The sequence below is a fragment of the Serratia sp. 2723 genome (genome assembly GCF_050434425.1).
Lineage (GTDB): Bacteria > Pseudomonadota > Gammaproteobacteria > Enterobacterales > Enterobacteriaceae > Chania.
This window is the reverse complement of the sequence record NZ_JBNDIN010000003.1, coordinates 93,456-117,737: the sequence shown is the minus strand read 5'-3', so window position 1 is coordinate 117,737 and position 24,282 is coordinate 93,456. Positions and strand designations below refer to the sequence as shown.

The window sequence follows — 24,282 nt, the reverse complement described above, 5'->3', positions numbered from 1 at the left end:
CCGCATGCGAGTCAGATTCCATATAAATACTGTCATAATGTGAGTGGGCGAATGCCTGTGGTAGGTTTTTTTATGTTAAGTCCAGGATGACCAACATGAAAAAAACCACTCCTACACTGCACGATGCGGTATTTAAACAGTTTCTGACTCACCCAGATACGGCCCGAGATTTTCTGGAATTTCACTTGCCACCTGCCTTGCTGAAGGATGCCTATAACGCTGGGGCAAGGGTTATGCTGATTACACCATCGGGCGGATATAGTCCCACAGGCGTTCCCAGTTAATCAGCACCAATACCACGGTGGCGGTAAACAGAATAAACATGATCTTTGAGAACATGATATCAACACTCCTTGTTAATAAAACGGCATCCCTATCCGGATTAAGGGCGATTTTCAGGCAGTGTACAGTGGGATTACCAGGCGATATAGAGGCGGTAGCACATTTCAGAAAAGACCAGGTTGGTGGTCAAATAATGGACAGCTGGTCAGGGGGGATGATAGGGCGGAGATTTCCCTGCCCCGAGTTTTAACGGGTGTTAATTCAAGATACCGTTTAGTACCAGCATGGTAATCCGGCCATCAGTTGCATTGGCAGGATCATGCTGACGGCGCTTTCGCCAAACTTGGCGGCAATACCTGGAGCCAGCCCGGAGAAGGAGAAGAACGCAGCCACGCCTGAGCCGGTCAGCGCCGCGGTCACGCAGACCAGCAGGGCCATCACTATCGTCATATTGCCAAAGCCAAAGCCCGCGGGGGAGGTAAGCGGTTTTTTTTGAGGAGAGTAGCCAATAAAAACCCCGCACAACGTGGATTGTGCAGGGGGCGGCAAGGCAAGGACGTTACTTTTTCTCTACGGCTGCCTGAATGGCATCTGCCAGAGAGCTGACGTGCTTTTCTGCCGTTTTCAGTTGGTATTCGACACCGTTGCCGTCGTTGGTGTCAGACAGCGTTGCCTTCAACAGTTCCAGTGCTGCCTGCACCGCCAGTAATCTGCGTTTTTGCTCTTCAGTTGGAGCGATCCCAGAGCCAAAATAATTCTCTAACATGTTCATATCCTTTCGCTAGACCTACCGAAATGGCAGACAACACAGGTTACATGGGGGGGATGCCCGCCGTTTTCAAGGCATTGTCTTGAGTGCTGTCTCTTGTTCCAACGGCTTTGAACCATTTTGGCGTGCACTGTTGATCCAGGCAAACGATCCCATCAGCGCAATCACCGTCAGTAAAATATACTCCAACGACATGGCATAAACTCCCTGAATGGCGTAAATCACTACGCTGATCACGTCAATCAGTACCCACAGCAGCCAGTTCTCGTCGTATTTGCGCGTCATCAGCACCATGGCGGCGATCGACAGTACCAGCATGGTGGATCCCACAGTGGGAAGGCGTCCGGCTGCAGTTCAGGCATCACCACAGAAAGCCCCATTTGATCCAGAAAGCGGGCAACGTGTTCGACGCGTTGCGGATCGCCCGGTAACAGCGCGTGATGGGCGTGTGTCATCTACCGGCTAAGCCGGATATGCGGTTGTAGATGAGTCATGGGCTTACCTAAATTTATGCTGGTTGGCACTATGGCCAAAAATTAAAACTCGGCCTGTTGGTGTAATCGGGCTGGGTCGATCACCGCAATCCGTTCACCGTAATAAAGTTCCTCGGCAGGTTAGGACAGGACGCCAGTCCGACGGAAATGCCAAAAAGAGTGTAAAACTGGAAGTTGGCTCTGATATTAGAATATTGCTCGGGACATTTGTCCCAGCTTGTTTAGCGGCAGGGTGGCGATGTGATGGTGCTTACAGATTAAACGGGGAAAAAGGGAGGGGAAAAGATGGGGAAAACTATTTCCCCATCTTTTGCAGCACCACTTATTGTTTTGGGAAGTTCACAATATCCGTCACCATATCATCGATGGCTTTCTTGATGTCAGCCAAGGTGATTGGGGTATTCTCATTGCTGACCGTTTTACCCAAACCTTTACGGACTACGGCCAGTACCGTTTTACCGGTATCTTGATCGATCAGTTTGATTTCCATGAATAACGCGGTGTCTTGTGTTCTGTGTCCGCTGGCAGCCATGGTGGTGGCAATGACGGCGGCAACAGGAACAACTTCATAGAATTGCACACCTTCGTTTTCAGCGCTTACCGCAGTAATGGCGACTTTAGCGACCAGTACGCGTGATCCCGATGGGGTAGGCAACAGCGTTGTACGCTTTGCCACGGCATTCCTTAGTGAGGTACTGGCGTACTCTCTGATCTGATCCAGCGTTTGCTGGCTTACACGGGCATTCGGTTTTGCCTGTGGGTAGAACACCAGCGGTGCAATATAGATGCCACGATAGTTAGACTCTTTAAAGCCTGGAGCGATCCAGCGCAAAACCTGATGCCCGCTGGCGGTTTCAGTTTTTTGCAGTTTGCTATAGTCCTGCAGGAACCCGGAATACTGCGTAGTTTCTGCGACCTTAGAGGAACATCCCGCCAACAACATACCCGCAGCCAATACGGCTGCGGCAACGCCAAAACGATTTTTTTTCATATACTTCCCGTCATGAAGTAGGTTTGGTTTGTGCCTGAAAAATATAGCACTAACCTGCAAAATAAGACATGTGATAGCTCCTACAGAAAAGCCCGGTTGTTACAAATTGACTTTTATTGTTATGGGAAACGCTCATTTATAAACCTCGGCGGGATGGTGGGATCTTGCAGTTGATAATGCTCAGCCAGTAATCCACCAGGCGATCGGCGCGCGGCACACTCCAAAAAAACATGTTGCCCTTGGTTACAATTAATCTTCTGTCAGAGTGAAAACTGCAGGTTTGTCAGTGCCTTCTATCAGGCGTTACATCTGTTGCATCATCATTACCCAAGTATGACATTTCTATACACTCGCGCTGGTAAGGTTATTCCAGCCCGATGATGTTGTGTTAGTCCTGTAGTGTATTACCATCCCTTTGATTTTATCCCGCCTTGTGCGGGATTTTTTTTGTGCCGGACGTGCTCAATGCGTTAGCCGTCTGACTGCGGTTAGACAGCGTGGTGACTTGCCGGTTAAAGAGGGAGGGAGCTTGGTGTGATCCACTTTTTCTGCACAATTGAGGGTTAAGATAAGCCAGTTATTAGCCCGTTTGGGTTGACACTGCATTTCGTAGTCTTATGCCCGGTTCCTAGCCGGGCTTTTTTACGCCTAAGGTCTGCTTAAGCTTGGTGCTTTACTATCACTACCTGAGAGGTCTGTGGGCCTGCGCCGTAACTGTCAAATCAGTTGTTGCATTTCAGCCAGCTCGCAGCTCTTTGCGGGCTTTTTTCATTGCGCTTCTGCTGGCGTTGCAGGAAAATAACCGATAAGTAAGAAGAGTCTTAACTTGTGCCCTTGTAATCTCCCATTGTTTGCTATTTTTGTGATGTTAACAATTTTGACTATGCTGTTAACAATCTTTTTCGCTAAAGGGATGAGTCCAGCACACAGGGTTCTAAATTTTCATTGGCGCATTAAACTAATAAGAAAAGATACGGCTTTCTATTGATTTAATTGACTATTTTAATGTTTCGCTGTGGTTCGTTGTTACTTTTTTGGGGGAAAGAAAGCATGCTTATAGTCAATATCATAATTATTTCCTTGCGGGTTGTTTCATGAGCAAAGAAATGCAGGCAAAACAGCGTTTGCCGGCGACGGTGCTACTGGTCAATGTATTTTTACTGGCCTACCTGCTTTCCTTGTTTGGCATTTTCATCCGTCCGTTAGGCTCACTCTCCCTGTTTTGGCCGGTGAATGCTATTTTGCTTGGCTTGATGTTGCGTAAACCTGGCTATGCGACGATGTTGGGATGGATAGGGACCTATCTTGGCATGATCGCCGCCGATCTGAGCACCGGCGAAAACTGGCCACTGGCACTTTGGCTAAATGCCTGCAATATGGCGCTGATTGCCACCGGCTATGCCGTGATGTTGATGATGCCCAAGTCTCAACGGCGTATGGGTAAGCCTCAGGCGATTTTATACATGTTTACAGCCTGCCTGCTTGGGGCCGCGCTGTCGGCAACGCTGTCGGTGTTGCGCAGTGACAGTCAATACAACAATACGCTGATCATTGCCTGGATGTCCTGGTTTAGTGAACAGTTCTCTACCAACCTGTTAATCTTGCCGGTCTTGCTGGCCGCGCCACGCTTAAAGCAATTGCTGAGCCTGCAGTTTGGCTGGCAATGGCGTTCCAGCCTGCCTCTGCTGGCGTTGTTGCTTTCGTTGGCGCTTAGCGTGTATATCGGTGGACCGGGTGCGATAGCCTTCCCCATCCCCGCACTGCTGTGGTGCGCCGTGCGTTATCATTTATTTACCGTCACCTTGCTGACGTTTCTCACCGGCGTGACGGAGATTGTCAGCATTTCTGCCAATCTGATGCTGTATGAAACGCCGGGAGCGCGAGGGGCGGTCATGGACAGTCTGATGTCAGCCCGTTTGGGGATTGCCATGTTGGTGATGGGGCCGCTGATTTTGTCCAGCTCGATTGCCGTTAGCCGTAAACTGCTGCGCCGGCTGGAGCACAGTGCGAACCACGACTTCCTTACCGGGACGTTGGCACGTAGTGCTTTAATGCGCAAAGGCAGGGAAATGCTGGAACAGAAGCAGCGTTCGAAAGAAGCGGTGTCGCTGTTGTTAATCGATATCGATCACTTCAAACTGATCAATGATACCCATGGCCATGCCATCGGTGACCATGTCCTGGCAGCATTCGCTCACATTTTGCGGCGTGAACTGCGCCACGATCAGTTATTTGGCCGTCTGGGGGGCGAAGAGTTTGCCATTATGTTGCCGCGGGCGCTGGGGACACAGGCAGTGGCCCTGGGGGAACATTTGCGTCGGCGGATAGAAAGCGCCGAGTTGCCCCCCAACGGCAAGGCTCCATTGCGGATCACGATTAGTGTAGGCGTGGCGAGTTTGGCAATGAATGAGGATAAGTCACTGGAACAGCTGATGAATATGGCGGATATTGCGCTTTATCGCGCCAAGTCCCAGGGGCGCAACTGCGTCGAATCGTTTAACATCGTCAGCGGCAACGGCCCCAACCATGTGATATTCAAATAGCGTCTTAGCCCTGCTTTGGTGCGAATTGCGTGCCGCAGTTGGGGCAAATCAAGGTGCTGAGTTTACGCAGTTTTGAACATTGCTGTTCGGTAACATAAGCACACTTTGGACAGGCAATTTGAGTGGTGCGGTTATTGTAACCTTTAACGCTGGTGGATTCAGACATGTCGCGTACCTGTGTCAGGTGAGAACCCACGCTAACACAGGCGTCAATAAATAGCTTTGAATGTTTTCAGGGGTTATAGACTCTTCAACGCCTGCACGGTTTCATCGATATCGATTTCATGCTCAGAGAAGACGTGAGTTGCGTTCTGGAAGGTGGTGACTGACAGCATACGCAGCGTTTTCGTGGCGGTCTGTGGCGCTTCGGCTACTTGTGGACGGATACGGTTCATCAATAACCCAACGGACAACACGGTGTTCTCTTTATCGACCTCCACCTTGACCGGCACTTCTTTGGTGAAGATATCGAAGGACTTGATGCTGGAGATTTTGATTCTCTCGTTGGCGATGGTGATGTACTTGCTTGGTGCCTGTACCTTCACCGCATAGGCCGATGGTCCTTTGGTATTGTTGGTTGGCTCAAAGGTTACCAGCGCATTTTTCTTAATCAGCTCTGGGTTTTGCACTTTAATCACGTGAAAATAACGATTTTCCCCGTTCTCGTCGGTGATAAAACCGAAGCCTTTGTCTTCAAAAAAAGTCGTTATCTTGCCGTTCATGGTCATTCTCATCAGGTCGTTCGTAACAGCGCTAATGATAACGCGTAATGCCGTGCAGTGACAGGGGGGGCGGTGTTTCATCAGCAAGACGAAAGCTTAAAAATTGCGGGTTGAGGGGCAAGAATGGGCCACAGAGGTGTTTAATTGGTCACTCAACGGTTTTTTGGCGGATTGGGCTACCTTGGACATCTCTGGTAACCGCTGACATCAATCCACATGGCAAATAACCGACTTTTTCACTTTTTATCGATTTTATGTGATCTGTGTTGTGGACAAAATCCCGTCTAATTGCTGTACTGTATTGGACACACATTCTGTGTCTTACATTCACGTTAAAGGTAAGTTTGATGTCTAAGATTAAAGGTAGCGTTAAGTGGTTTAATGAATCTAAAGGTTTCGGTTTCATTACTCCAGAAGATGGTAGCAAGGACGTTTTCGTTCACTTTTCTGCCATCGCTAGCAATGGTTTCAAAACTCTTGCTGAAGGCCAGCGTGTAGAATTTGAAATCACGAACGGTGCCAAAGGGCCATCTGCTGCTAACGTTATCGCTATCTAAGCTACAGTAGCCAAAATTGTTAAAACCCGCTCCATGAGCGGGTTTTTTATGCTTTTTTTTCAGGCTGGGAAACGGTTAAGGGAACAGGTAAACCTTGATGAAGGCCAGCACGATCAGCATGCACGTCAGGGTGACAATCCATTCAGTAGTGGTTTTTGGCAGATTAAACATTCAATTCCTCACTCAGCCCAAGATACTGAGCGAGGATTATCCCGATGGCAGATTAAGAAAACATTAAGCCCCGAGATTTTATTGGCCGTAAAACGCTCTGACCAGCATAAAGGCCAACAGCGTCATCGCCAGCGAACCCGCCAGGTTGAGCAGCATATTGGCGATGGCCCAGACAACGCGGCCGTCCTGCAACAGATAGGCCACTTCTAGTGAGAAGGTAGAGAAGGTGGTCAGCCCGCCGCAAAAGCCGGTAGTGATCAGCAGTTTCCAAACCGGGTCAATGTGTGTCATGCGGACAAACAGCGCCAGGGCCAGCCCGATGATAAACCCCCCCACCAGGTTTACGGTCAAAGTGCCCAATGGAATATGCGGATGTAGAGGGTTGAGCTTAAGGCTCACTGCCCAGCGCAATACGCTACCCAAACCACCGCCAATAAACACAGCCAGTAAAGAACCCCACATGGTGATAAATCCTGTCATAAAGATGGAAGATGCTCAGAAAGGTTCAGGCAAGCGCCTACGTACCTCTCTGAGAGGTTACGTAGACATCATCAGCCCGAGAAGGCGGTTATGGAGGAATGTCATCTCCGTTTGTTGGCACGCAGCGTGCGGGGCAGATTTTACACCTTGTCGCCGTGGTTTTGTAGTGGTGGGGGCCAGTGGAAATTGCCCACCTGCTGCACAATTACCCCAGCTGTTTATCCAATCAGCTTATCAATTCACCAGTTTATTAACTTATTAAACCAGTGGGTTAGCATTGCTATCGGCGCGTTCCTGCCGGTTGCGGCCATTATTTTTAGCCCGATAAAGCGCAATATCGGCAGCCTTCAACCACTCCTGGTAGCCGGGCATCTCGGGCTGGTAATCGGCGACCCCGGCGCTGATCGTCAGCTTTAACCCAGGAGCCTCACGGAAGACGACCTCGTTCAGGCGTTCCTGAATGCGATGGAGTGCCAGGCTGGCCTGTTCGGCGCTGGTATTAGGCAATACCGCGCCGAATTCATCACCGCCGTAGCGACCAACGATATCCACCGCCCGCAGCCCCAGCACCAACTCTTCCGCCAAAACGATCAGCGCCTCATCCCCCAGCCCATGGCCGAAGGTGTCGTTGATGGCTTTGAAATGGTCAATATCCATCAGGATCAGCGTAGCCGTATGGTTATAGCGCCGACAGCTATCAAACTCATTGTGCAGCAGGTGTTCCCAATGACGGCGGTTAAACACGCCGGTCAGGCCATCACGCGTGCTGATACGCAATAACTCATGTTGCTTTTCTGCCAGCCGCTTGGCGGTTTGGTAGGTCACGTAACCAAGGAAGACCGGGTAGATGAAGATCATCGGCAGACACAGATAAACCTGCTGTGGCGTGGATTGTGGTGTAAAGGGGAAGCCCAGCATTGCACTGGTAACCAGCGCCCCGATAATTTGCGCTATCAGCCCTTTGAAATACAGAGACGGCCCGCCGGAGGCGATATTGTTCATCCCCATCATCGACAGGATCACCACGGCGGGGAGCGCATTGAAACCCATGATGGCGACCCACATTCCACCTAACAATGCATCGATGAGCAGGTTGCGGATCTCGGTAGTGTAGGGGTCTTTACTGCGGATAGACCACTGATAAGCGACATGTGGCCAGATAAAGCCATTCACTGCCAGCAAGATCCACACGCCAACCGGCTGGTGCCCAGGATAGAGCGCCGTAAGTACGCACAAGAAACCAATCCCCAGGCCGACAATACGCGGCAGGTAGAGGCGCCTGGCGAAGTTGAGGCCTGCACGCCGGGTGTTAAAAGCCGATGGAGCTGTAGGCATCCCATGTTTCCCTGTGATGAATTATGCAGCCAGCCTGGAGCCGGAAAAAGCGAATAGCTAAGAATATGCCCTATAATCTAAGCATAGAACATCCCGGGTAGATCTCACCTTGTTACAACTGGTTGTTGTTATAGCCGAAAGAAAGTCGCTAAATACCTATAGACAAAATTTGTTCCCGCGCTGCGTCCTGCAGCCATAAATGAATAAAGAAGGTGAATATGGAAGGTATCAGTATTACCAAGCTGCTGGTAATTGCGGTGTTGATCGTGTTGCTGTTCGGCACCAGCAAACTGCGTACTCTGGGCGCGGATCTGGGGGCGGCGCTGAAAGGCTTCAAAAAAGCGGTGGGCGACGATACCCCTCCTGCACAGAATACGGCTGAAACTCCTACGGCCCAGCAGAGCGTCGAAAAGAAAGACATTTAACCGCCTCTGCGGTTGAGCCATAAAAAACGGATGCCGCAAGGACATCCGTTTTTTGGCGTTAATTGCGGGGGAAACGTAACAAAAGATTACCGCGCTTACTTCACTTCCAGCCCTTTGGCCTGCAGGTCCGCATGATAGGACGAGCGCACAAACGGGCCGCAGGCAGCATGGGTAAAGCCCATTGCCAACGCTTGTTCTTTCATTTCGTCAAATTCCGCCGGGCTGACATAGCGCTGCACTGGCAGATGGTGACGGCTTGGTTGCAGATACTGCCCCAGCGTCAGCATGGTGACACCATGACGGCGCAGATCGCGCATCACTTCCACAATTTCCGCGTTGGTTTCACCCAAACCCACCATCAGGCCCGATTTGGTCGGAATAGAGGGGTGAGCTTCCTTAAAGCGCTCCAACAACTTCAATGACCACTCGTAATTAGCCCCAGGACGCACCTGGCGATAAACACGCGGTACGTTTTCCAGGTTATGGTTAAACACGTCTGGCGGCGTGGCGGTAAGGATTTCCAGCGCACGATCCATACGGCCACGGAAGTCTGGCACCAGGGTTTCGATCTTGATGTTCGGGCTCTTGGCACGGATGGCGGTAATACAGTCGGCAAAGTGCTGCGCGCCACCGTCACGTAAATCGTCACGGTCAACCGAGGTGATCACCACATAGCGCAGTGCCATATCGGCAATGGTCTGCCCGAGTTTTTCCGGCTCGTTGGCATCGGGAGCCACCGGGCGGCCATGGGCCACGTCGCAGAATGGGCAACGGCGGGTACAGATGGCCCCCAGGATCATGAAGGTGGCGGTACCGTGGTTAAAGCACTCAGACAGGTTCGGGCATGACGCCTCTTCGCAGACCGAATGCAGGCCGTTTTTGCGCATCGCGGCCTTGATGCCCTGAATGCGCGTAGAGTCGGCAGGGAGTTTGATCTTCATCCACTCGGGTTTGCGTAACAGCTCTTGGCGTTCGGTGGCCACCGTTTTTACCGGGATTAACGCCATTTTGTCTGCATCGCGGTATTTGACGCCGCGTTCCATCTGAATCGGTTTACTCATAATCGTGCAGGTTCCAGTTACGAACCTCGATGTTTGCTTTACTTGCTTAAGATCAAGCGATTACAAAATCGGGGTAAAGTGGTGGTAAAACTCGGGTAAAATTATATCACTTTTATTGTGATCCATTCAGCCCTCTTGTATCACGGTTGAGGTCAGTCATCGATGTGGTCACAAAATGTCCGAAACACCGCTGAATAGGCGCATCTGGCAGTGCGCCGCCTGCTGTACGGAACATGACCGCGATATCAATGCGGCCATTAACACCTAGAGCCAGGGCATACAGGAAAGACAGGCGACGGGGTTGCGGTGGTGCGCCCATTTCGATCATCCGGCAATACATCGAGCAGCAGCAAACACCAGGTTAGTCGGAAAACCGCGCCTTATATCCCTGCCCTGAAGGACGGGGTTTTACGACGCACCTGATAAGTTAAACGAAATCTAAATCAGGGAGGCGCTCCGTATTCCAGGATATTTTAGTTTAACTACCATTTAGATAATGTATTTATAATGCGTACATTATCATTTAAAAAGACGAATGGAGTCATAATGAAATATTCTCATATTGGTGTTTGTGGTGTTGTTCTGGCAGGGGTGTTGTTATCAGGGTGTGCTGTTGAAAATGACAAAACAGAGGTTGGTGCAATAGGGTTGTCTTATCATTCTAATGTAGAAAAACTTGCTGATGGTAATTATGTCGCTTCCGTAGAAGCATCTCTGGGCCGTGGCCGTGTTAGTGGTGCGCAGGGGCTTGTCACTAGAGATGCCGTTGCCTACTGTAAAGCAATGAACAAAAATATGAAGGTAATTAAAGAAGAAACTGATTCACACCTTCTGGTGAATGGGGTGGCGAAATTAACCTTCAGTTGTATTCAGTAAATGGGGGGGTATTGCCCGAGGCTAATAGAGTTATGGTTCATTCAAGATAATGAGCATTTAATAATTAGCCGCAGACTTTCGAATAATCGAAGAAGATAAAGTCAGTCAAAAAAAGAGCCTCGGCATAGTCCGAGGCTTTTCTATTATAGGTTAAATTATAGATAGTCTTGGAGGGTCCAGTTACGAAGTTCGAGCGTCTGGTAGCCGAGTAAATGAACAAATTCCTGTACCAGTATGGGATGCACATCGGCTATCCCGACACCGGGTGCCAGCGCGCTGACTTGCGTCATCTGCATTCCGGCATAACCGCAGGGGTTGATGCGTAGGAAAGGGGTGAGATCCATGGCAACATTCAGGGCCAGGCCATGAAATGAGCAGCCTTTGCGGATCCGCAAGCCTAATGAACAAATCTTTTGTTCGCCTACGTACACGCCGGGCGCATCCGGGCGCGCGCGTGACTCGATCTTGAAATGGGCGAGGGTATTGATAACGGTCTCTTCCAAGGCCGTGACGAGTTGGCGAACACCCACTTTATTGCGTTTCAGATCCACCATCACGTACAGCACCTGCTGGCCGGGGCCATGATAGGTGACCTGACCACCGCGATCGCTCTGGATCACCGGGATATCGCCCGGCATCAGCAAATGCTCTGCCTTACCGGCCTGGCCTTGGGTGAACACGGCTTGATGCTGCACCAGCCACAATTCATCGAGCGTGGACTCGTCGCGGCGATTGGTGAAGTTGTGCATGGCTTGGGATACAGGCTCATAGGGCTGCAACCCTAGCTGACGGAGAATGATCTTATTGTGTTGCAAGCGGGGCATCGTCAGGTTACAGAAGTGGTAACAACATTATACCGGGCGCCCTGGCCCGCGACCAGCATTTATCCCCGAAGAACCAGGGCAACCCGGACAGCACTTGCGCTGAGCCAGGTTGGCTGGCAGGGAGTTATGCTTTAATTACAGCACCATACGGACAATTTCAATGTTGCCCAACTCTTCATATAACGTTTCCACCTGGTCGATATGGGTGGCGGTGATGGTGATGGAAACGGAGTGGTAGTTGCCTTTGCTGCTCGGTTTGACCTGCGGGTTGTAATCCCCTGGAGCATGGCGTTGCACCACTTCAACCACCTGGTCTACCAGCTCGGGGTGTGCCAGGCCCATTACCTTGTAAGTAAAGGTACAAGGGAATTCGAGCAGTTCGTTCAGTTTAGTCTTTTGCATGTGGGGGCGCTCCAGCAGTGGCGGATCTCTAAATTATAACTCCCGCCGGGGCGGGAGTTAGTGTTAATTGTAATATGGGGCCGAACTCGGCCGATTCAAGGGTCAGCCGAACCAGTGATGGAACATCAGACGGACATAATCCACGATGCGGCCAAAGAAGCCGCCTTCTTTCACTTCGTTCAGCACTACCAGTGGACGCTGATCGATGGTTTTGCCATCCAGCTGGAAATTGATTGTGCCAACCACCTGGTTTTTGGCCAGCGGAGCATGAATTTCCGGAGTATTCAGCACGTAGCTGGCTTTCAAATCTTTCATCCGGCCGCGTGGGATGGTCAGGTAGGCATCTTTGTCTACGCCCAGCTCAACGCGATCGGCATCGCCGAACCAAACGGGTTCAGAAGCGAACTCTTTGCCTGCTTTCAACGGTGCCACGGTTTCAAAGAAGCGGAAGCCCCAGGTCAGCAGTTTTTTGCTCTCGGTTTCGCGGCCTTTGTAGGTACGGCCACCCAGCACGGCGGAGATCAGACGCATCTGGCCTTCCGTCGCTGAAGCCACCAGATTATAACCCGCCGAATTGGTATGGCCGGTTTTAATCCCATCGACGTTCAGGCTGGTATCCCACAGCAGACCGTTACGGTTCAACTGACGGATATTGTTGAAAGTGAATTCTTTTTCTTTATAGATAGCGTATTCGTCTGGCACATCGCGGATCAGCGCCTGGCCGATCAACGCCATATCACGCGCCGAGCTGAACTGGCCTTCCGCATCCAGACCGTGCACGGTTTGGAAGTGGGTATTTTGCAGGCCCAGCTGTTTGACGTAGGTATTCATCAGGTTAACGAACGCATCCTGGCTACCCGCGACGTAGTCCGCCATAGCAACACAGGCATCGTTACCAGATTGCAGGTTGATACCACGAGTCAACTTGGAAACCGGCACGCGGTCGCCCGGTTTGAGGAACATCAGCGAGGAACCTTTGAACACCGGGTTGCCGGTAGCCCAGGCGTCCTGACCAACGGTGACCATATCATCCTGGCCAATCTTGCCGGATTTCAGCGCCTGGCCGATGACATAGCTGGTCATCATTTTGGTCAGACTGGCAGGGTCGCGGCGTGCGTCGGCGTTCGATTCCGCCAGCACTTTACCGGAGTTGTAATCAATCAGGATGTAGGCCTCGGCATCAATCTGCGGCACACCTGGGATCATGGTTTTAATATTAACGTCGTCTGCGTGGGCAACTGACGCTGCGCTGAGCGCGATGGCAGTGCCAAGCGTGAGGCTTTTGATTAAGCGAAAAGAGGTTACCTGTTTCATGATCGGGACTACAACATCCGTAAAAGTTAAGTTAAAAAACGAGTCACACTATAGCAGACGAGGCCTTGGCAGGCATTAGCCAATGAGCCGACAGATCAGGGTTTACACAGATTTACCTGAAAGAAAATGTTTCAGTACCATGCCTTTCAGGTTGACTGCTCGAGCGGCCAACTCGAAATTCATAGGGTATCAACAGTCCACATATAGCCGTAATTATCCATGGTGCTTAGGGGGCGGCAGTGATAAAGGACTGTTGTTGTGCCTCACTCGCCAGGCGCTGTTGCAACTGTGCGGCCTGTTGACGATTGCTGAACGGGCCTAACTGCACACGGTAGACGGCACCGTTGGCGGCGACCTTACCGGGAACGCCAAACTGCTGGCTCAGCTGTTGTTGCCAGCTTTGCGCACGTTCGGCATTACTCAGTGCACCTACCTGTACGACATAGCTACCGCTGGCACTAGCGTTGGCGGTGGCCACAACCGGGGCGGCAGTTGGCGCGCTGATGACCGGTTGGGGTTCTGAACCTTCCAATACGCCAGGGGCTAACGGCTGCGGCGCACCAAGGAAACCACCGCTACGGCCAGTGGAGGCGGCAGGGGGGGCGCTGCTGTCGTTGTAGTTCATGCTGCCGTTGTCAATCGCTTGAGCGGCAGGGGCGGCAACCGGTGCCGATTGCTGCATCGGCGTGTCCATACCGCTGCCAGAGGTGAGATCCGGACGCGGAGGTAGGGCGTAGCTTTGCTTGGCGACGACGGTCCCCACGGTGCCAGGGCCGCTCAACGTGCCGTCTGGGGCTACCTTGATAAAGTCAACCTTCACCTTGGTGTTGTTAGACAGGTTGAGGCGATCGGCTGCAGCTTTGGACAGATCGATAATCCGGCCAGAGGTATAAGGGCCGCGATCGTTGACGCGTACCACCAGTTGGCGGCCATTGGCCAGGTTGGTAACGCGTACATAGCTTGGGATAGGCAAGGTTGGATGCGCAGCGGTCAGCGCATTGGGATCGAACTGCTCACCAATGGCGGTAGTATTGCCGTTGGCCTCTTCGCCGTACCAGGCCGCCAGACCGGTTTGCGAGAAGTTCTGCGGGTCTTGCACGATACGATAAGTGTCGCCATTAACCTTATAATCCTGCAGGGTGCCAGGGTTATAGGGTTCATAGTGAGGCTCCACGCCGCCGATTTCGGTCACTGGCCCGTTGTAGGCTTGTTGCACCGGAGCCTGTGTTTCTTCCGTCGTAGTGGTACAGGCGGAAAGTAATACCGCAGCAGCAACCGCGCCGACCCAAAGCCATTCCTTACGCATTGCACACCTCTTATAGATTTTTAGACAACATTTTCCGATGCGTGTGGATCGACATCACGATGCCGAACCCAGCCATGAGTACGATCAGCGCCGAACCCCCGTAACTGACCAAAGGCAAAGGTACGCCAACTACCGGTAAAATGCCACTGACCATACCAATGTTAACAAACACATAGACGAACAGGATCAGCATCAGCCCGCCGACCATCACGCGGCCAAAGGTGGTCTGCGCCCGGGCGGCGATCATCAGCCCACGGATAATCACCAGCAGATACAGTACCAGCAGCACCAGCACGCCGATTAGGCCAAGTTCTTCTGCCAACACCGCGAAGATAAAGTCGGTGTGGCGTTCCGGCAGAAATTCGAGCTGAGACTGAGTGCCGTGCAGCCAGCCTTTACCCGATAGGCCGCCAGAGCCGATGGCGATTTTCGATTGAATAATATGGTAGCCAGCCCCTAACGGATCGCTTTCCGGATCGAGCAGCATCATCACGCGGTCACGCTGATAGCCGTGCATCAGGAAGAACCACAACACCGGGATAAAGGCGGCTAACGCCACGGCAGCCACGGCGATCAGCTTCCAGCTCATCCCCGACAGGAACAGCACAAACAGGCCAGAGGCGGCGATCAGGATCGAGGTACCCAGATCGGGCTGTGCGGCAACCAGCAAGGTGGGCAGGAAGATCAGCACCAGCGCGATGCCGGTATTCTTTAGCGAAGGTGGGCACACGTCACGGTTCATAAAGCGTGCCACCATCAACGGCACGGCGATCTTGGCGATTTCCGAAGGTTGGAAGCGCACAAAGCCCAGATCCAGCCAGCGCTGCGCCCCTTTACTGATTTGGCCGAAGGCGTCCACCAGGATCAACAGTATCACGCAGAAAATATATAGGTAGGGTGCCCAGCTTTCATAAACCCGCGGCGGGATTTGCGCCATCACGCCCATTACGATCAGCCCCATCAGGATCTGGCCGATTTTACGCTCCATCATGCCTATATCCTGGCCGCTGGCGCTCCACATCACCACGGCGCTGTAGATCAGCAAGGCCAGAATAAACAGCAGGAATGTCGGGTCGATATGGATTTTGGTCCAGATAGAGCCCTTTTGTTGGCTTTCAGTCATGTTCTACCTTAATCACCTTCTATACCTGGCGGCAGCGGTACTGCATCCGGTAATTGCGTATTGTTGTCGCCCAACAGGATGTGGTCGAGGATCTGGCGGGTAATGGTGCCTACCGCCGGGCCTGAACCGCCGTTCTCCAAAATGATGGCCACCGAAACCGTTGGGTTATCGTAGGGTGCAAAGGCGGTCATCAATTTATGGTCCCGCAGGTGTTCAGCGAGTTTGTGAGCGTTATAGGTTTCATAGCCGAATACCTGCGCGGTACCCGATTTTGCCGCGGCTTTATACGGTGTCTTGTCAAAGAACTTGCGTGCCGTGCCGTTAGGCCGGTTGGCAACGCCGTACATGCCGTCTTTGGCTATTTCCCAGAAGCCTGAATGGATATCGCCGATCTGCTTGCTCTCTTTTTGCTTGAACGGCACTAATACGCCGTTGATCTTGGTGCTTTGCAGCAGATGCGGATCTTTGACGTTGCCGTCGTTAATCAGGGTGTTCAGCGCCTTGGACATCTGGATCGGCGTCGCGGTCCAGTAGCCCTGGCCGATGCCCACCGGAATGGTGTCGCCCTGATACCAGGGTTTCTTGTAACGTTTGAATTTCCAGTCGCGCGTTGGCATCAGGCCGGAACGCTCTTCGGAAAGATCGATACCGGTATATTCGCCGTAGCCGAATTTGGTCAGCCAGGTGGACAGGCGATCGATCCCCATATCGTAAGCTACCTGATAGAAGTAGGTATCCGCAGACTCCTCCAGCGCTTTGGTGACGTTGAGACGGCCATGCCCCCATTTTTTCCAGTCGCGGAAGCGTTTCTCAGAGCCTGGCAATTGCCACCAGCCCGGATCGAACACGACGGTATTTTTGGTGATCACCCCGGCGCTCAGGGCAGAAACGGCAATATAGGGTTTGACCGTGGAGGCAGGCGGGTAAACCCCTTGAGTGGCACGGTTGATCAGTGGGCGGTTCGGATCGTTGAGCAGCCCCTGATAGTCCTTGTTGGAGATGCCATCAACAAACAGGTTGGGATCGTAGCTAGGATTGGAAACCATCGCCAGAATTCCCCCGGTGCGCGGATCGCTGACCACTACAGCGGCACGGCTGCCCACCAGCAACTGCTCAATATAGCGCTGCAGGTTGAGATCCAGCGTCAGATAAACGTCTTTACCGGCGGACGGCGGTTGCTCATGCAATTGGCGGATCACCCGGCCACGGTTGTTGACTTCAACCTCTTCATAGCCGGTTTTGCCATGCAGGACATCTTCATAGTAACGTTCGATACCCAACTTGCCGATATCATGGGTGGCGGCATAGTTGCGTAGCTGGCCGTCTTTGTCCAGGCGCTCCAGGTCGCGGTCATTAATTTTCGACACGTAACCGATCACGTGGGTGAGGGCAGACCCATAAGGATAATAGCGGCGTTGATAGCCTTTGACTTCCGCGCCGGGGAAGCGAAATTGATTGACGGCAAAACGGGCCACCTGCACTTCGGTCAGCGGGGTTTTCACCGGGATCGAGACGAAACGGCGCGAGCGCTTGCGCTCTTTCTCAAAGTTGGCGATATCGTCGTCGGTGAGATCGACCACCGGGCGCAGGGCATCCAGCGTGGCTTTCAGATCGTCGACTTTCTCCGGCATCAGTTCCAACTGATAAATGGTGCGGTTAAGCGCCAGCGGCGTGCCGTTACGATCGTAAATAATGCCGCGGCTGGGGGCGATAGGCAGCAGCTTGATGCGGTTTTCATTGGAGCGGGTGCGGTAATCTTCAAAACGCACGATTTGCAGATTATACAGATTGGCAATCAAGACGCCTATCAGCACCAGAATGATAAAAAACGCCACCACGGCGCGGCGTACAAACAGGGCGGACTCGGCCGTATAGTCGCGAAAAGGGTTACGTTCTATTTTCATCCCGCTGCTTTTTTCACTCTGTGACTGTCACCACCGGTTACTCCCGGTGGTAAGGATGATTTGTAGTAATACTCCAGGCGCGGTAGAGGCTCTCTGCCACCAAAACGCGCACTAAAGGATGCGGTAACGTTAACGGGGAAAGCGACCAGCTCTGCTCAGCGGCGGCTTTACAGGCCGGAGCCAGCCCCTCAGGGCCGCCAATCAACAGGCTGACGTTGCGGCCATCCTGTTTCCAGCGTTCGAGCTGTTGTGCCAACTGGGGCGTTTCCCACGGGGTGCCTGGGATATCCAACGTAACGATGCGGTTACCTTTGCCCACCGCTGCCAACATCTGTTCGCCTTCCTTTTCCAGAATGCGTTTGATATCCGCATTCTTGCCGCGTTTGCCCGCCGGGATCTCGGTCAGTTCAAACGGCATATCTTTCGGAAAGCGATGCAGGTAATCCATAAAGCCGGTCTGCACCCAGTCGGGCATTTTGGTGCCGACTGCAACCAATTGCAGTTTCACCGCTTAACCCCAGAGCTTTTCCAGTTCGTACAATTGGCGACTTTCTTCCTGCATCACGTGCACAATCACTTCGCCCAGATCGACCACGACCCAGTCGGAAACGGCCTGGCCTTTCATGCCATACAGTTCCATACCAGCAGAGCGGGCTTCTTGTACGACATGTTCGGCAATCGACATTACATGGCGGCTTGAGGTGCCGGTACAGATGATCATGCAGTCGGTGATGCTGGATTTACCCTGAACATTCAGAGCGATAATATCCTGGCCTTTCATGTCATCAATTTTATCGATAACGAAATCTTGGAGCGCTTTACCTTGCAAAGGTTCCCCCTCGGGTGTGTTCTGTTCATCAGGACGCTATGGACAACTGCCCAGAGTCACTGGCCTGAATGGTGATGGTTTCGGCAGGATGCCGCTGAAAGCCTGCTGGTTTTTCCCAGCTAGCCAAGATCCTTGGGGTTTTCAGCGGATACCTGAAAAATAGCGGCGCAGTATAGCATGTGGCCTATCGATATAAACCCTGTAACTCGATATAACGCTGCACCGGGCGTGGCAGCAAATCGTCACAACTGATGCCTTGGTGACGGCGCTGGCGTATCTCGGTGGCGGATATCTCCAGTAAAGGGGTATCTGCCAGGTAGATAAACCCGTGCGGCTGGCGGCTGAGCAGGGTGGCATCAGCGATCTGGTGCCGTTCCAGCCAGTGTTGCAGCTCTGGCGTATCCATCTGCTGGTTATAACCCGGGCGCGCCAGCACCAGCAGATGGCAGAAGTGTAACAGGTCTTGCCAGCGATGCCATTTGTGCAGGCTCAGCAGCGAATCCTGGCCAATAATAAACGCCAGAGGTGCCGTGGCGCCACGTTCTTTACGAATCGTTTCGAAAGTCTCGATGGTGTAAGACGCGGTGGTGCGGTGCAGTTCACGATCGTCTACGGTAAACAACGGGTTACCGGCGATGGCCAGCTCAACCATGGTTAGCCGTTGCTGCGCGTTGGCCTCCGGTTGTGGCCGATGGGGAGGCACATGGTTGGGCAACAACGTGACCTTATCAAGGCCGACTTCCTCAGCCAAGGCAGCCACCGGGCGCAGATGACCGTAGTGGATTGGGTCAAAGGTGCCACCGAAAAAAGCGTGCAGGGTATGTGGATGTTGCGGGCTAGTAGGCATCGGTGACTCTCGTGGCCAGAGGTTTGCCGCAAAGCAGCATCGACAGGGTTTCCAGTTCCGGCCAAACCGGCTGGCCGTAGTCTTTCTTGAGGGTGAGCTCAATTTGCGCCAACAGGTGCACCGCCTGCTGCAATTGCTGACCCGACAGACGTTGCAGAGCCTGAGTGATCAGGCTGCGGCGGTTTTGCCAGACCTTGAGCTGATCGAATAGTGTACGTAGCGGGGTGTGCGCCATGCGGCGTTGCAGGTTCAGCAGCATCAGCAGTTCCCGTTGCAGGGTACGCAGCAGGATCACCGGCTCGACATCCTCTTGCTGGAGTTGCCGCAAGATATGCCAGGCACGTTTGCTCTTGCCTGCCAGCAGGGCATCCAGCCAGTGGAACGGGCTGAAGTGGGCCGCATCGTTTACCGCCTGCTCTACGCGGGGCAGCGTCAGTTTACCATCGGGGTGCAGCAGCGACAGCCGTTCCAACGCCTGCGAAAGTGCCAGCAGGTTGCCTTCATAGCAGTAACACAACAGTTGATTGGCTGCGTCATCGAGAGCCAACTGCATGGATTTGGCCCGCTGGGCGACCCAGCGCGGCAGCTGTGCCTGTTCCGGCGTTTGGCAAGCGATCATGGCTCCATTGGCGCTGAGCGCCTTGAACCAGGCGCTGTTCTCCTGGGCTTTGGTCAGGCGCGGGCCGCGTAGTACCAACAGGATATCGTCATGCAGCAAAGCGGCCAGCTTGACCAATTGCTCGCCGATCGGGGCCGTCGGGCCGTTCTCGGGGAAAATCAGTAACAGGGTTTGCCGGCTGGCAAACAGGCTCATAGCCTGGCAGATGCTGAAGATGGCATCCCAGTCGGTATGGACATCCAGGGAAATGCTGTAATGCTCGGTGAACTGCTGCTGTTGGGCGGCCTGGCGGATCAGATCCTGGCTTTCCTGCAGCAATAAGGGCTCATTTCCGCTCAATAAATAACAAGCGCGCAGCCCCTCTCGGAGCTGCGCGGCAAGTTGTTCAGGATAAAGACGGATCATTGTGCTGTGGTACTGGCCGCTTTTTCACCGGCGAGAGCGGCTTTTTCTTGCGTCTCTTGCACTGCCGCGTGCACCGCCAGCATTTTACGCAGAATTTGCTGGGCAGCCTGCTCACGCATTTCCTGCATGATGATGTCCTGCTCGGAGTCTTTGGCCAACGCGGTCAACGGGTTATCAAAGAACGAACGGAAGACTTTGACGTTGATCGGGTAGATGTCGTGGCCCGGGATCAGTACCTGAGCCTGCACCGTCATCACCAATTGATACTCCGCAGTTTTACCATCCTGGAAGATCGAAACCGTATCCTGGCTTTGCGTCGAATTGACGATGCGCAGTGACGGGACTTCCTTGTGGGCCGGATCGTATTTGACCACGGTTGCCCCGCTTAGACGCAATTGCTCACGTACGGCACGGGTCAGAGGGCCAAAGGGATCGTAGCTGTCCAGGATCAGCGTATGTAATTCTGTGGGCACCTGCGCGTTGCCACGCAGATGAAAACCGCAGCCGGCGGTGACAAGCACCGCCAACCCCAGCAACAACGTCAGAATACGAAGTCGCACAAAGCCTCCTTGTGTTAACCCACAACCAGGTTAAGCAATTTGCCTGGAACATAGATCACTTTACGTACCGTGACCCCTTCCAGATATTTGGCCACCAGATGGTCCTGGGCGGCGCGCTCACGCACTTGTTCTTCGGTAGCATCGGCTGGCACGGTGACTTTTGCCCGTACCTTGCCGTTAACCTGTACCACCACCAGCTTGGAATCTTCCACCATGGCGGCAACGTCAGCTACCGGCCATGGCGCAGTGTCTACGTCGCCTTCCGCATTCAATGCCTGCCACAGGGTGAAACAGACGTGTGGCGTGAACGGATACAGCATACGCACCACGGCCAGCAAGGCTTCTTGCAGCAGAGCACGATCCTGCTCGCTTTCCTGCGGCGCACGGCCCAGTTTGTTCATCAACTCCATCACGGCGGCGATGGCGGTGTTGAAGGTCTGGCGGCGGCCGATATCGTCGGTCACTTTGGCGATGGTTTTGTGCACGTCGCGACGCAGGGCTTTCTGATCTTCACTGAGCGTGCTGACGTTCAGTGGTTGAACGGCACCTTTCTCAACGTGGTCGTAAGCCAGCTTCCAGACGCGTTTGAGGAAGCGGTTAGCCCCTTCTACGCCAGATTCTTGCCATTCCAGCGTCATTTCTGCCGGAGAAGCAAACATCATAAACAGACGCACGGTATCCGCGCCGTATTTCTCTACCATCACCTGCGGGTCGATGCCGTTGTTCTTCGACTTCGACATTTTGCTCATGCCAGCATAGACCAGTTCGCGGCCTTCAGGATCGGTCGCTTTGACAATGCGGCCCTTCTCGTCGCGTTCGACGGTGGTATCAACCGGAGATACCCAGACGCGTTCGCCGCTGGTGCCGGTGTAGTAGAAGGCATCGGCCAACACCATGCCTTGACACAGCAGGCGTTTGGCTGGTTCGTCTGAATCGACCAGGCCAGCGTCGCGCATCAGCTTGTGGAAGAAGCGGAAATACATCAGGTGCATGATGGCGTGTTCGATCCCGCCAACATATTGATCTACCGGCAGCCAGTAGTTGGCCGCAGCCGGATCCAGCATGCCTTTATCGTACTGAGGACAGGTGTAGCGCGCGTAGTACCAGGAAGATTCCATAAAGGTGTCGAAGGTGTCGGTTTCACGCAGCGCCGGTTGGCCGTTTACGGTGGTTTTTGCCCACTCGGGATCGGCTTTGATCGGGCTGGTGATGCCGTCCATCACCACATCTTCCGGCAGGATCACCGGCAGTTGGTCTTCTGGCGTTGGCATTACGGTGCCGTCTTCCAGGGTGACCATTGGGATTGGAGCCCCCCAATAGCGCTGACGCGACACGCCCCAGTCACGCAGACGGTAGTTCACCTTGCGCTGGCCGACGCCTTTGGCCACCAGCTTGTCGGCGATGGCGTTAAAGCCCGCCAGGTGATCCAGGCCGTCGAATTCGCCGGAGTTGAACAGGGTGCCTTTTTCGGTCATCGCTTCGGCGCTGACGTCTGGCTTGCTGCCGTCCAGGTTCAAAATGACCGGTTTGATCTGCAGATCGTATTTGGTGGCGAACTCCCAGTCACGCTGATCGTGGCCAGGGACGGCCATTACCGCACCGGTGCCGTATTCCATCAACACGAAGTTGGCTACCCAGATTGGCAGCTTCTCACCGCTCAACGGATGAATGGCAAACAGGCCGGTGGCCATGCCTTTCTTCTCCATGGTGGCCATTTCGGCTTCGGCAACCTTGGTGTTGCGGCATTCGTCGATGAAGTCTGTCAGCGCAGGGTTATTGACCGCGCCCTGCTGTGCCAGCGGGTGACCTGCGGCAACGGCGACATAGGTAGCCCCCATAAAGGTGTCTGGACGGGTGGTGTAAACGGTGACTTTCTCAGCGCTGTCGGCAACGTCGAAGGTGATTTCTACCCCTTCGGAACGGCCAATCCAGTTACGCTGCATGGTTTTCACCTGCTCTGGCCAGCTTTCCAGCGTGTCCAGATCGTTGAGCAATTGATCGGCGTAATCGGTGATTTTAATAAACCACTGTGGGATCTCTTTACGCTCAACCTTGGTATCACAGCGCCAGCAGCAGCCGTCGATCACCTGTTCATTGGCCAGCACGGTCAGATCGTGTGGGCACCAGTTCACCGCCGAGGTCTTCTTGTAGACCATGCCTTTTTCGTACAGCTTGGTGAAGAACCACTGCTCCCAACGGTAGTAGTCAGGATCGCAGGTGGCGATCTCGCGGTCCCAGTCATAGCCGAAGCCCAGCAGTTTCAGCTGGTTCTTCATATATTCGATGTTGTCGTAAGTCCAAGGGGCCGGTGCGGTTTTGTTTTTTACCGCCGCGCCTTCAGCCGGCAAACCAAACGCATCCCAGCCAATCGGCTGTAGCACGTTTTTGCCCAGCATACGCTGGTAGCGGGAGATCACGTCGCCAATGGTGTAGTTACGAACATGACCCATGTGCAGACGACCAGAAGGGTATGGCAGCATGGATAGGCAGTAATACTTTTCCTTGCTGGCGTCTTCGGTAACCTTGAAAGTTTGCTTCTCTTGCCAGTGAAGCTGTACGTTCGATTCTATCTCTTCGGGGCGGTATTGCTCTTGCATGGCGGCCGATGGTCCTGTAGGTGTTTAACAGCTACATCCGTAGCATTCTGTGAGTATCTATAGATCTGCATAGCATAGCTGATAAGCCCTACCAGCAACAACACCAAGCGGCCCGGCTCGGCGTATTAAAAAAATAACGCTGCCATGATGTGACTCACAATCTGCCAAAACCTCACCTAGCCAAGCCACATCAGTGATTTACGACTAAAATAATAACGAGTAGTTTTAGGGGGAAGTCCTGTCGCAGTAGACCATCTAGGAGAAGCTATGAACAAGGTTGCTCAGTATTACCGCGAGTTGGTGACATCGCTGACGGAACGTTTAAAGAACGGTGAGCGAGACATTGACCAATTGGTCGCCAGTGCCGAGAAACGTTTGAACGAGGTGGAGGAACTCAGCCGTACGGAAGTGGAGCAGTTGACCCGGGCGGTGCGCCGCGATTTGGAAGAGTTCGCCCGCAGCTATGAAGAGAGCCGGGAGGAATTCACCGACAGCGTGTTTATGCGCGTAATTAAAGAAAGCCTGTGGCAGGAACTGGCGGATATCACCGATAAGACCCAGTTGGAGTGGCGTGAGGTGTTTAAGGATGTCAGCCATCACGGCGTCTACCACAGCGGCGAGGTGGTTGGGCTGGGCAATCTGGTGTGTGAGAAATGCCATCACCATCTGGCTTTCTATACCCCGGAAGTGCTGCCACTGTGCCCGAAGTGTGGCCACGATCAGTTCCAACGCCGGCCGTTTGAGCCTTGAGGCGTAACAGCGCCCACCGGTTTGATACCGTTGTGGGCGCTACTACACATTTCACTGTGGTAAGCTTTTTTGCACTCGGCCAGTGTGAAACGGTGC

25 protein-coding genes, 4 pseudogenes and 1 riboswitch are annotated in these 24,282 nt (G+C 53.2%); of the genes and pseudogenes, 8 read left to right on the top strand and 21 right to left on the bottom strand.

All coding sequences use genetic code 11. From position 1 onward, the window contains the following. Positions 1 to 95: 95 nt before the first annotated feature. Positions 96 to 200, top strand: a pseudogene (locus tag ABIE29_RS05485) (Rpn family recombination-promoting nuclease/putative transposase); the annotation flags it as partial. A gap of 355 nt (positions 201 to 555) precedes the next feature. Here ABIE29_RS05485 and ABIE29_RS05480 read toward each other — a convergent pair. The 4 genes and pseudogenes from ABIE29_RS05480 to ABIE29_RS05465 form a co-directional block, all read right to left on the bottom strand. After that, a complete protein-coding gene (locus ABIE29_RS05480) occupies positions 556 to 732 on the bottom strand; it encodes a hypothetical protein (RefSeq protein WP_429617165.1) in 177 nt (58 codons plus the stop codon). Positions 733 to 841: 109 nt separating this feature from the next. Then, entirely contained in the window at positions 842 to 1,048 is a 207-nt protein-coding gene (locus ABIE29_RS05475; RefSeq protein ID WP_021180021.1) for a hypothetical protein, read from the bottom strand. A 72-nt stretch (positions 1,049 to 1,120) separates the two neighbouring features. Next, positions 1,121 to 1,428 (bottom strand): annotated as a pseudogene (pnuC, locus tag ABIE29_RS05470) (nicotinamide riboside transporter PnuC); the annotation flags it as partial. A gap of 439 nt (positions 1,429 to 1,867) precedes the next feature. Beyond that, the gene (locus ABIE29_RS05465; protein ID WP_429617164.1) at positions 1,868 to 2,536 is read right to left on the bottom strand and encodes a DUF3313 domain-containing protein; all 669 of its coding nucleotides are present in this window, start codon (positions 2,534 to 2,536) and stop codon (positions 1,868 to 1,870) included. 1,094 nt (positions 2,537 to 3,630) lie between these two features. On the opposite strand from ABIE29_RS05465, the gene ABIE29_RS05460 reads away from it, so the two are divergent. After that, positions 3,631 to 5,079, top strand: coding sequence for a diguanylate cyclase (locus tag ABIE29_RS05460; RefSeq protein ID WP_429617163.1), 1,449 nt, complete (start codon positions 3,631 to 3,633; stop codon positions 5,077 to 5,079). A 4-nt stretch (positions 5,080 to 5,083) separates the two neighbouring features. On the opposite strand, the gene ABIE29_RS05455 is transcribed toward ABIE29_RS05460, so the two are convergent. Together ABIE29_RS05455 and ABIE29_RS05450 are read right to left on the bottom strand one after the other, a co-directional pair. After that, entirely contained in the window at positions 5,084 to 5,245 is a 162-nt protein-coding gene (locus ABIE29_RS05455; RefSeq protein ID WP_021180016.1) for a YnfU family zinc-binding protein, read from the bottom strand. Positions 5,246 to 5,318: 73 nt separating this feature from the next. Next, a complete protein-coding gene (locus ABIE29_RS05450; protein WP_429617162.1) occupies positions 5,319 to 5,801 on the bottom strand; it encodes a cold-shock protein in 483 nt (160 codons plus the stop codon). Between the two features lie 347 nt (positions 5,802 to 6,148). Here ABIE29_RS05450 and cspE point away from each other — a divergent pair, with 347 nt between their 5' ends. Further along, complete coding sequence (gene cspE / locus ABIE29_RS05445; protein ID WP_002210315.1) at positions 6,149 to 6,358, top strand: transcription antiterminator/RNA stability regulator CspE; 210 nt, start codon at positions 6,149 to 6,151, stop codon at positions 6,356 to 6,358. 249 nt (positions 6,359 to 6,607) lie between these two features. Here the strand turns inward: cspE and crcB are convergent, their stop codons facing one another. Together crcB and adrA are read right to left on the bottom strand one after the other, a co-directional pair. Further along, positions 6,608 to 6,991, bottom strand: coding sequence for a fluoride efflux transporter CrcB (gene crcB / locus ABIE29_RS05440; RefSeq protein WP_429617161.1), 384 nt, complete (start codon positions 6,989 to 6,991; stop codon positions 6,608 to 6,610). A 73-nt stretch (positions 6,992 to 7,064) separates the two neighbouring features. Continuing rightward, a riboswitch (Fluoride riboswitch) is annotated at positions 7,065 to 7,127 on the bottom strand. Between the two features lie 140 nt (positions 7,128 to 7,267). Continuing rightward, the gene (gene adrA / locus ABIE29_RS05435; protein WP_429617160.1) at positions 7,268 to 8,344 is read right to left on the bottom strand and encodes a diguanylate cyclase AdrA; all 1,077 of its coding nucleotides are present in this window, start codon (positions 8,342 to 8,344) and stop codon (positions 7,268 to 7,270) included. A 218-nt stretch (positions 8,345 to 8,562) separates the two neighbouring features. On the opposite strand from adrA, the gene tatA reads away from it, so the two are divergent. Continuing rightward, positions 8,563 to 8,769 carry a Sec-independent protein translocase subunit TatA gene (gene tatA / locus ABIE29_RS05430; protein WP_121606181.1) on the top strand — a complete coding sequence of 69 codons (207 nt, stop codon included), beginning with the start codon at positions 8,563 to 8,565 and terminating at the stop codon, positions 8,767 to 8,769. Positions 8,770 to 8,864: 95 nt separating this feature from the next. Here tatA and lipA read toward each other — a convergent pair whose 3' ends face one another. Continuing rightward, positions 8,865 to 9,830, bottom strand: a complete 966-nt coding sequence (gene lipA / locus ABIE29_RS05425; protein WP_429617159.1) for a lipoyl synthase — start codon at positions 9,828 to 9,830, stop codon at positions 8,865 to 8,867. A 124-nt stretch (positions 9,831 to 9,954) separates the two neighbouring features. Between lipA and ABIE29_RS05420 the strand changes: the two are divergent. From ABIE29_RS05420 to ABIE29_RS05410, 3 genes and pseudogenes are all read left to right on the top strand, one after another. Next, positions 9,955 to 10,095: pseudogene (locus ABIE29_RS05420) on the top strand (zinc ribbon domain-containing protein); the annotation flags it as partial. A gap of 37 nt (positions 10,096 to 10,132) precedes the next feature. Continuing rightward, positions 10,133 to 10,261, top strand: a pseudogene (locus ABIE29_RS05415) (IS200/IS605 family transposase); the annotation flags it as partial. Positions 10,262 to 10,376: 115 nt separating this feature from the next. Next, a complete protein-coding gene (locus tag ABIE29_RS05410; protein WP_429617158.1) occupies positions 10,377 to 10,706 on the top strand; it encodes a hypothetical protein in 330 nt (109 codons plus the stop codon). A 155-nt stretch (positions 10,707 to 10,861) separates the two neighbouring features. On the opposite strand, the gene lipB is transcribed toward ABIE29_RS05410, so the two are convergent. From lipB to leuS, 12 genes are all read right to left on the bottom strand, one after another. Further along, positions 10,862 to 11,530, bottom strand: a complete 669-nt coding sequence (gene lipB, locus ABIE29_RS05405; RefSeq protein ID WP_429617157.1) for a lipoyl(octanoyl) transferase LipB — start codon at positions 11,528 to 11,530, stop codon at positions 10,862 to 10,864. A gap of 135 nt (positions 11,531 to 11,665) precedes the next feature. Further along, positions 11,666 to 11,932 carry a DUF493 family protein YbeD gene (gene ybeD / locus ABIE29_RS05400; RefSeq protein ID WP_021180010.1) on the bottom strand — a complete coding sequence of 89 codons (267 nt, stop codon included), beginning with the start codon at positions 11,930 to 11,932 and terminating at the stop codon, positions 11,666 to 11,668. A gap of 102 nt (positions 11,933 to 12,034) precedes the next feature. Continuing rightward, positions 12,035 to 13,246: a D-alanyl-D-alanine carboxypeptidase DacA gene (dacA, locus tag ABIE29_RS05395; RefSeq protein ID WP_429617156.1), complete on the bottom strand. Its 1,212-nt coding sequence runs from the start codon at positions 13,244 to 13,246 to the stop codon at positions 12,035 to 12,037. A 226-nt stretch (positions 13,247 to 13,472) separates the two neighbouring features. Beyond that, entirely contained in the window at positions 13,473 to 14,552 is a 1,080-nt protein-coding gene (gene rlpA / locus ABIE29_RS05390; RefSeq protein WP_429617155.1) for an endolytic peptidoglycan transglycosylase RlpA, read from the bottom strand. Between the two features lie 10 nt (positions 14,553 to 14,562). Then, positions 14,563 to 15,675 (bottom strand): peptidoglycan glycosyltransferase MrdB, encoded by a 1,113-nt coding sequence (gene mrdB / locus ABIE29_RS05385; RefSeq protein ID WP_429617154.1) that lies wholly within the window; start codon positions 15,673 to 15,675, stop codon positions 14,563 to 14,565. An 8-nt stretch (positions 15,676 to 15,683) separates the two neighbouring features. Continuing rightward, complete coding sequence (gene mrdA / locus ABIE29_RS05380) at positions 15,684 to 17,579, bottom strand: peptidoglycan DD-transpeptidase MrdA (protein ID WP_429617153.1); 1,896 nt, start codon at positions 17,577 to 17,579, stop codon at positions 15,684 to 15,686. Between the two features lie 37 nt (positions 17,580 to 17,616). Further along, positions 17,617 to 18,087, bottom strand: a complete 471-nt coding sequence (gene rlmH / locus ABIE29_RS05375) for a 23S rRNA (pseudouridine(1915)-N(3))-methyltransferase RlmH (RefSeq protein ID WP_004949595.1) — start codon at positions 18,085 to 18,087, stop codon at positions 17,617 to 17,619. 3 nt (positions 18,088 to 18,090) lie between these two features. Next, positions 18,091 to 18,408 (bottom strand): ribosome silencing factor, encoded by a 318-nt coding sequence (gene rsfS / locus ABIE29_RS05370; RefSeq protein WP_429617152.1) that lies wholly within the window; start codon positions 18,406 to 18,408, stop codon positions 18,091 to 18,093. Between the two features lie 184 nt (positions 18,409 to 18,592). Continuing rightward, positions 18,593 to 19,255: a nicotinate-nucleotide adenylyltransferase gene (gene nadD / locus ABIE29_RS05365; RefSeq protein ID WP_429617151.1), complete on the bottom strand. Its 663-nt coding sequence runs from the start codon at positions 19,253 to 19,255 to the stop codon at positions 18,593 to 18,595. Next, entirely contained in the window at positions 19,245 to 20,279 is a 1,035-nt protein-coding gene (gene holA, locus ABIE29_RS05360) for a DNA polymerase III subunit delta (protein WP_429617150.1), read from the bottom strand. The genes nadD and holA overlap by 11 nt, the downstream gene beginning before the upstream one ends. After that, positions 20,276 to 20,839, bottom strand: coding sequence for an LPS assembly lipoprotein LptE (lptE, locus tag ABIE29_RS05355; protein ID WP_429617149.1), 564 nt, complete (start codon positions 20,837 to 20,839; stop codon positions 20,276 to 20,278). The genes holA and lptE overlap by 4 nt, the downstream gene beginning before the upstream one ends. A gap of 14 nt (positions 20,840 to 20,853) precedes the next feature. Then, positions 20,854 to 23,436, bottom strand: coding sequence for a leucine--tRNA ligase (gene leuS / locus ABIE29_RS05350; RefSeq protein WP_429617148.1), 2,583 nt, complete (start codon positions 23,434 to 23,436; stop codon positions 20,854 to 20,856). Positions 23,437 to 23,703: 267 nt separating this feature from the next. Between leuS and ABIE29_RS05345 the strand changes: the two genes are divergently transcribed. Further along, positions 23,704 to 24,186 (top strand): zinc ribbon-containing protein, encoded by a 483-nt coding sequence (locus ABIE29_RS05345; protein WP_024531309.1) that lies wholly within the window; start codon positions 23,704 to 23,706, stop codon positions 24,184 to 24,186. Positions 24,187 to 24,282 lie beyond the last annotated feature (96 nt).

Coding starts and splice junctions, on each gene's coding strand:
- adrA (WP_429617160.1), bottom strand. CDS start 8,344: ATGCCTACAGCTCCATCGGCTTTTAACACCCGGCGTGCAGGCCTCAAC.
- ABIE29_RS05455 (WP_021180016.1), bottom strand. CDS start 5,245: ATGTCTGAATCCACCAGCGTTAAAGGTTACAATAACCGCACCACTCAA.
- leuS (WP_429617148.1), bottom strand. CDS start 23,436: ATGCAAGAGCAATACCGCCCCGAAGAGATAGAATCGAACGTACAGCTT.
- ABIE29_RS05410 (WP_429617158.1), top strand. CDS start 10,377: ATGAAATATTCTCATATTGGTGTTTGTGGTGTTGTTCTGGCAGGGGTG.
- dacA (WP_429617156.1), bottom strand. CDS start 13,246: ATGAAACAGGTAACCTCTTTTCGCTTAATCAAAAGCCTCACGCTTGGC.
- ABIE29_RS05450 (WP_429617162.1), bottom strand. CDS start 5,801: ATGAACGGCAAGATAACGACTTTTTTTGAAGACAAAGGCTTCGGTTTT.
- tatA (WP_121606181.1), top strand. CDS start 8,563: ATGGAAGGTATCAGTATTACCAAGCTGCTGGTAATTGCGGTGTTGATC.
- lipB (WP_429617157.1), bottom strand. CDS start 11,530: ATGCCCCGCTTGCAACACAATAAGATCATTCTCCGTCAGCTAGGGTTG.
- nadD (WP_429617151.1), bottom strand. CDS start 19,255: ATGCCTACTAGCCCGCAACATCCACATACCCTGCACGCTTTTTTCGGT.
- crcB (WP_429617161.1), bottom strand. CDS start 6,991: ATGTGGGGTTCTTTACTGGCTGTGTTTATTGGCGGTGGTTTGGGTAGC.
- ABIE29_RS05465 (WP_429617164.1), bottom strand. CDS start 2,536: ATGAAAAAAAATCGTTTTGGCGTTGCCGCAGCCGTATTGGCTGCGGGT.
- ybeD (WP_021180010.1), bottom strand. CDS start 11,932: ATGCAAAAGACTAAACTGAACGAACTGCTCGAATTCCCTTGTACCTTT.
- ABIE29_RS05475 (WP_021180021.1), bottom strand. CDS start 1,048: ATGTTAGAGAATTATTTTGGCTCTGGGATCGCTCCAACTGAAGAGCAA.
- lipA (WP_429617159.1), bottom strand. CDS start 9,830: ATGAGTAAACCGATTCAGATGGAACGCGGCGTCAAATACCGCGATGCA.
- holA (WP_429617150.1), bottom strand. CDS start 20,279: ATGATCCGTCTTTATCCTGAACAACTTGCCGCGCAGCTCCGAGAGGGG.
- ABIE29_RS05345 (WP_024531309.1), top strand. CDS start 23,704: ATGAACAAGGTTGCTCAGTATTACCGCGAGTTGGTGACATCGCTGACG.
- mrdA (WP_429617153.1), bottom strand. CDS start 17,579: ATGAAAATAGAACGTAACCCTTTTCGCGACTATACGGCCGAGTCCGCC.
- ABIE29_RS05480 (WP_429617165.1), bottom strand. CDS start 732: ATGACGATAGTGATGGCCCTGCTGGTCTGCGTGACCGCGGCGCTGACC.
- rlpA (WP_429617155.1), bottom strand. CDS start 14,552: ATGCGTAAGGAATGGCTTTGGGTCGGCGCGGTTGCTGCTGCGGTATTA.
- ABIE29_RS05460 (WP_429617163.1), top strand. CDS start 3,631: ATGAGCAAAGAAATGCAGGCAAAACAGCGTTTGCCGGCGACGGTGCTA.
- cspE (WP_002210315.1), top strand. CDS start 6,149: ATGTCTAAGATTAAAGGTAGCGTTAAGTGGTTTAATGAATCTAAAGGT.
- mrdB (WP_429617154.1), bottom strand. CDS start 15,675: ATGACTGAAAGCCAACAAAAGGGCTCTATCTGGACCAAAATCCATATC.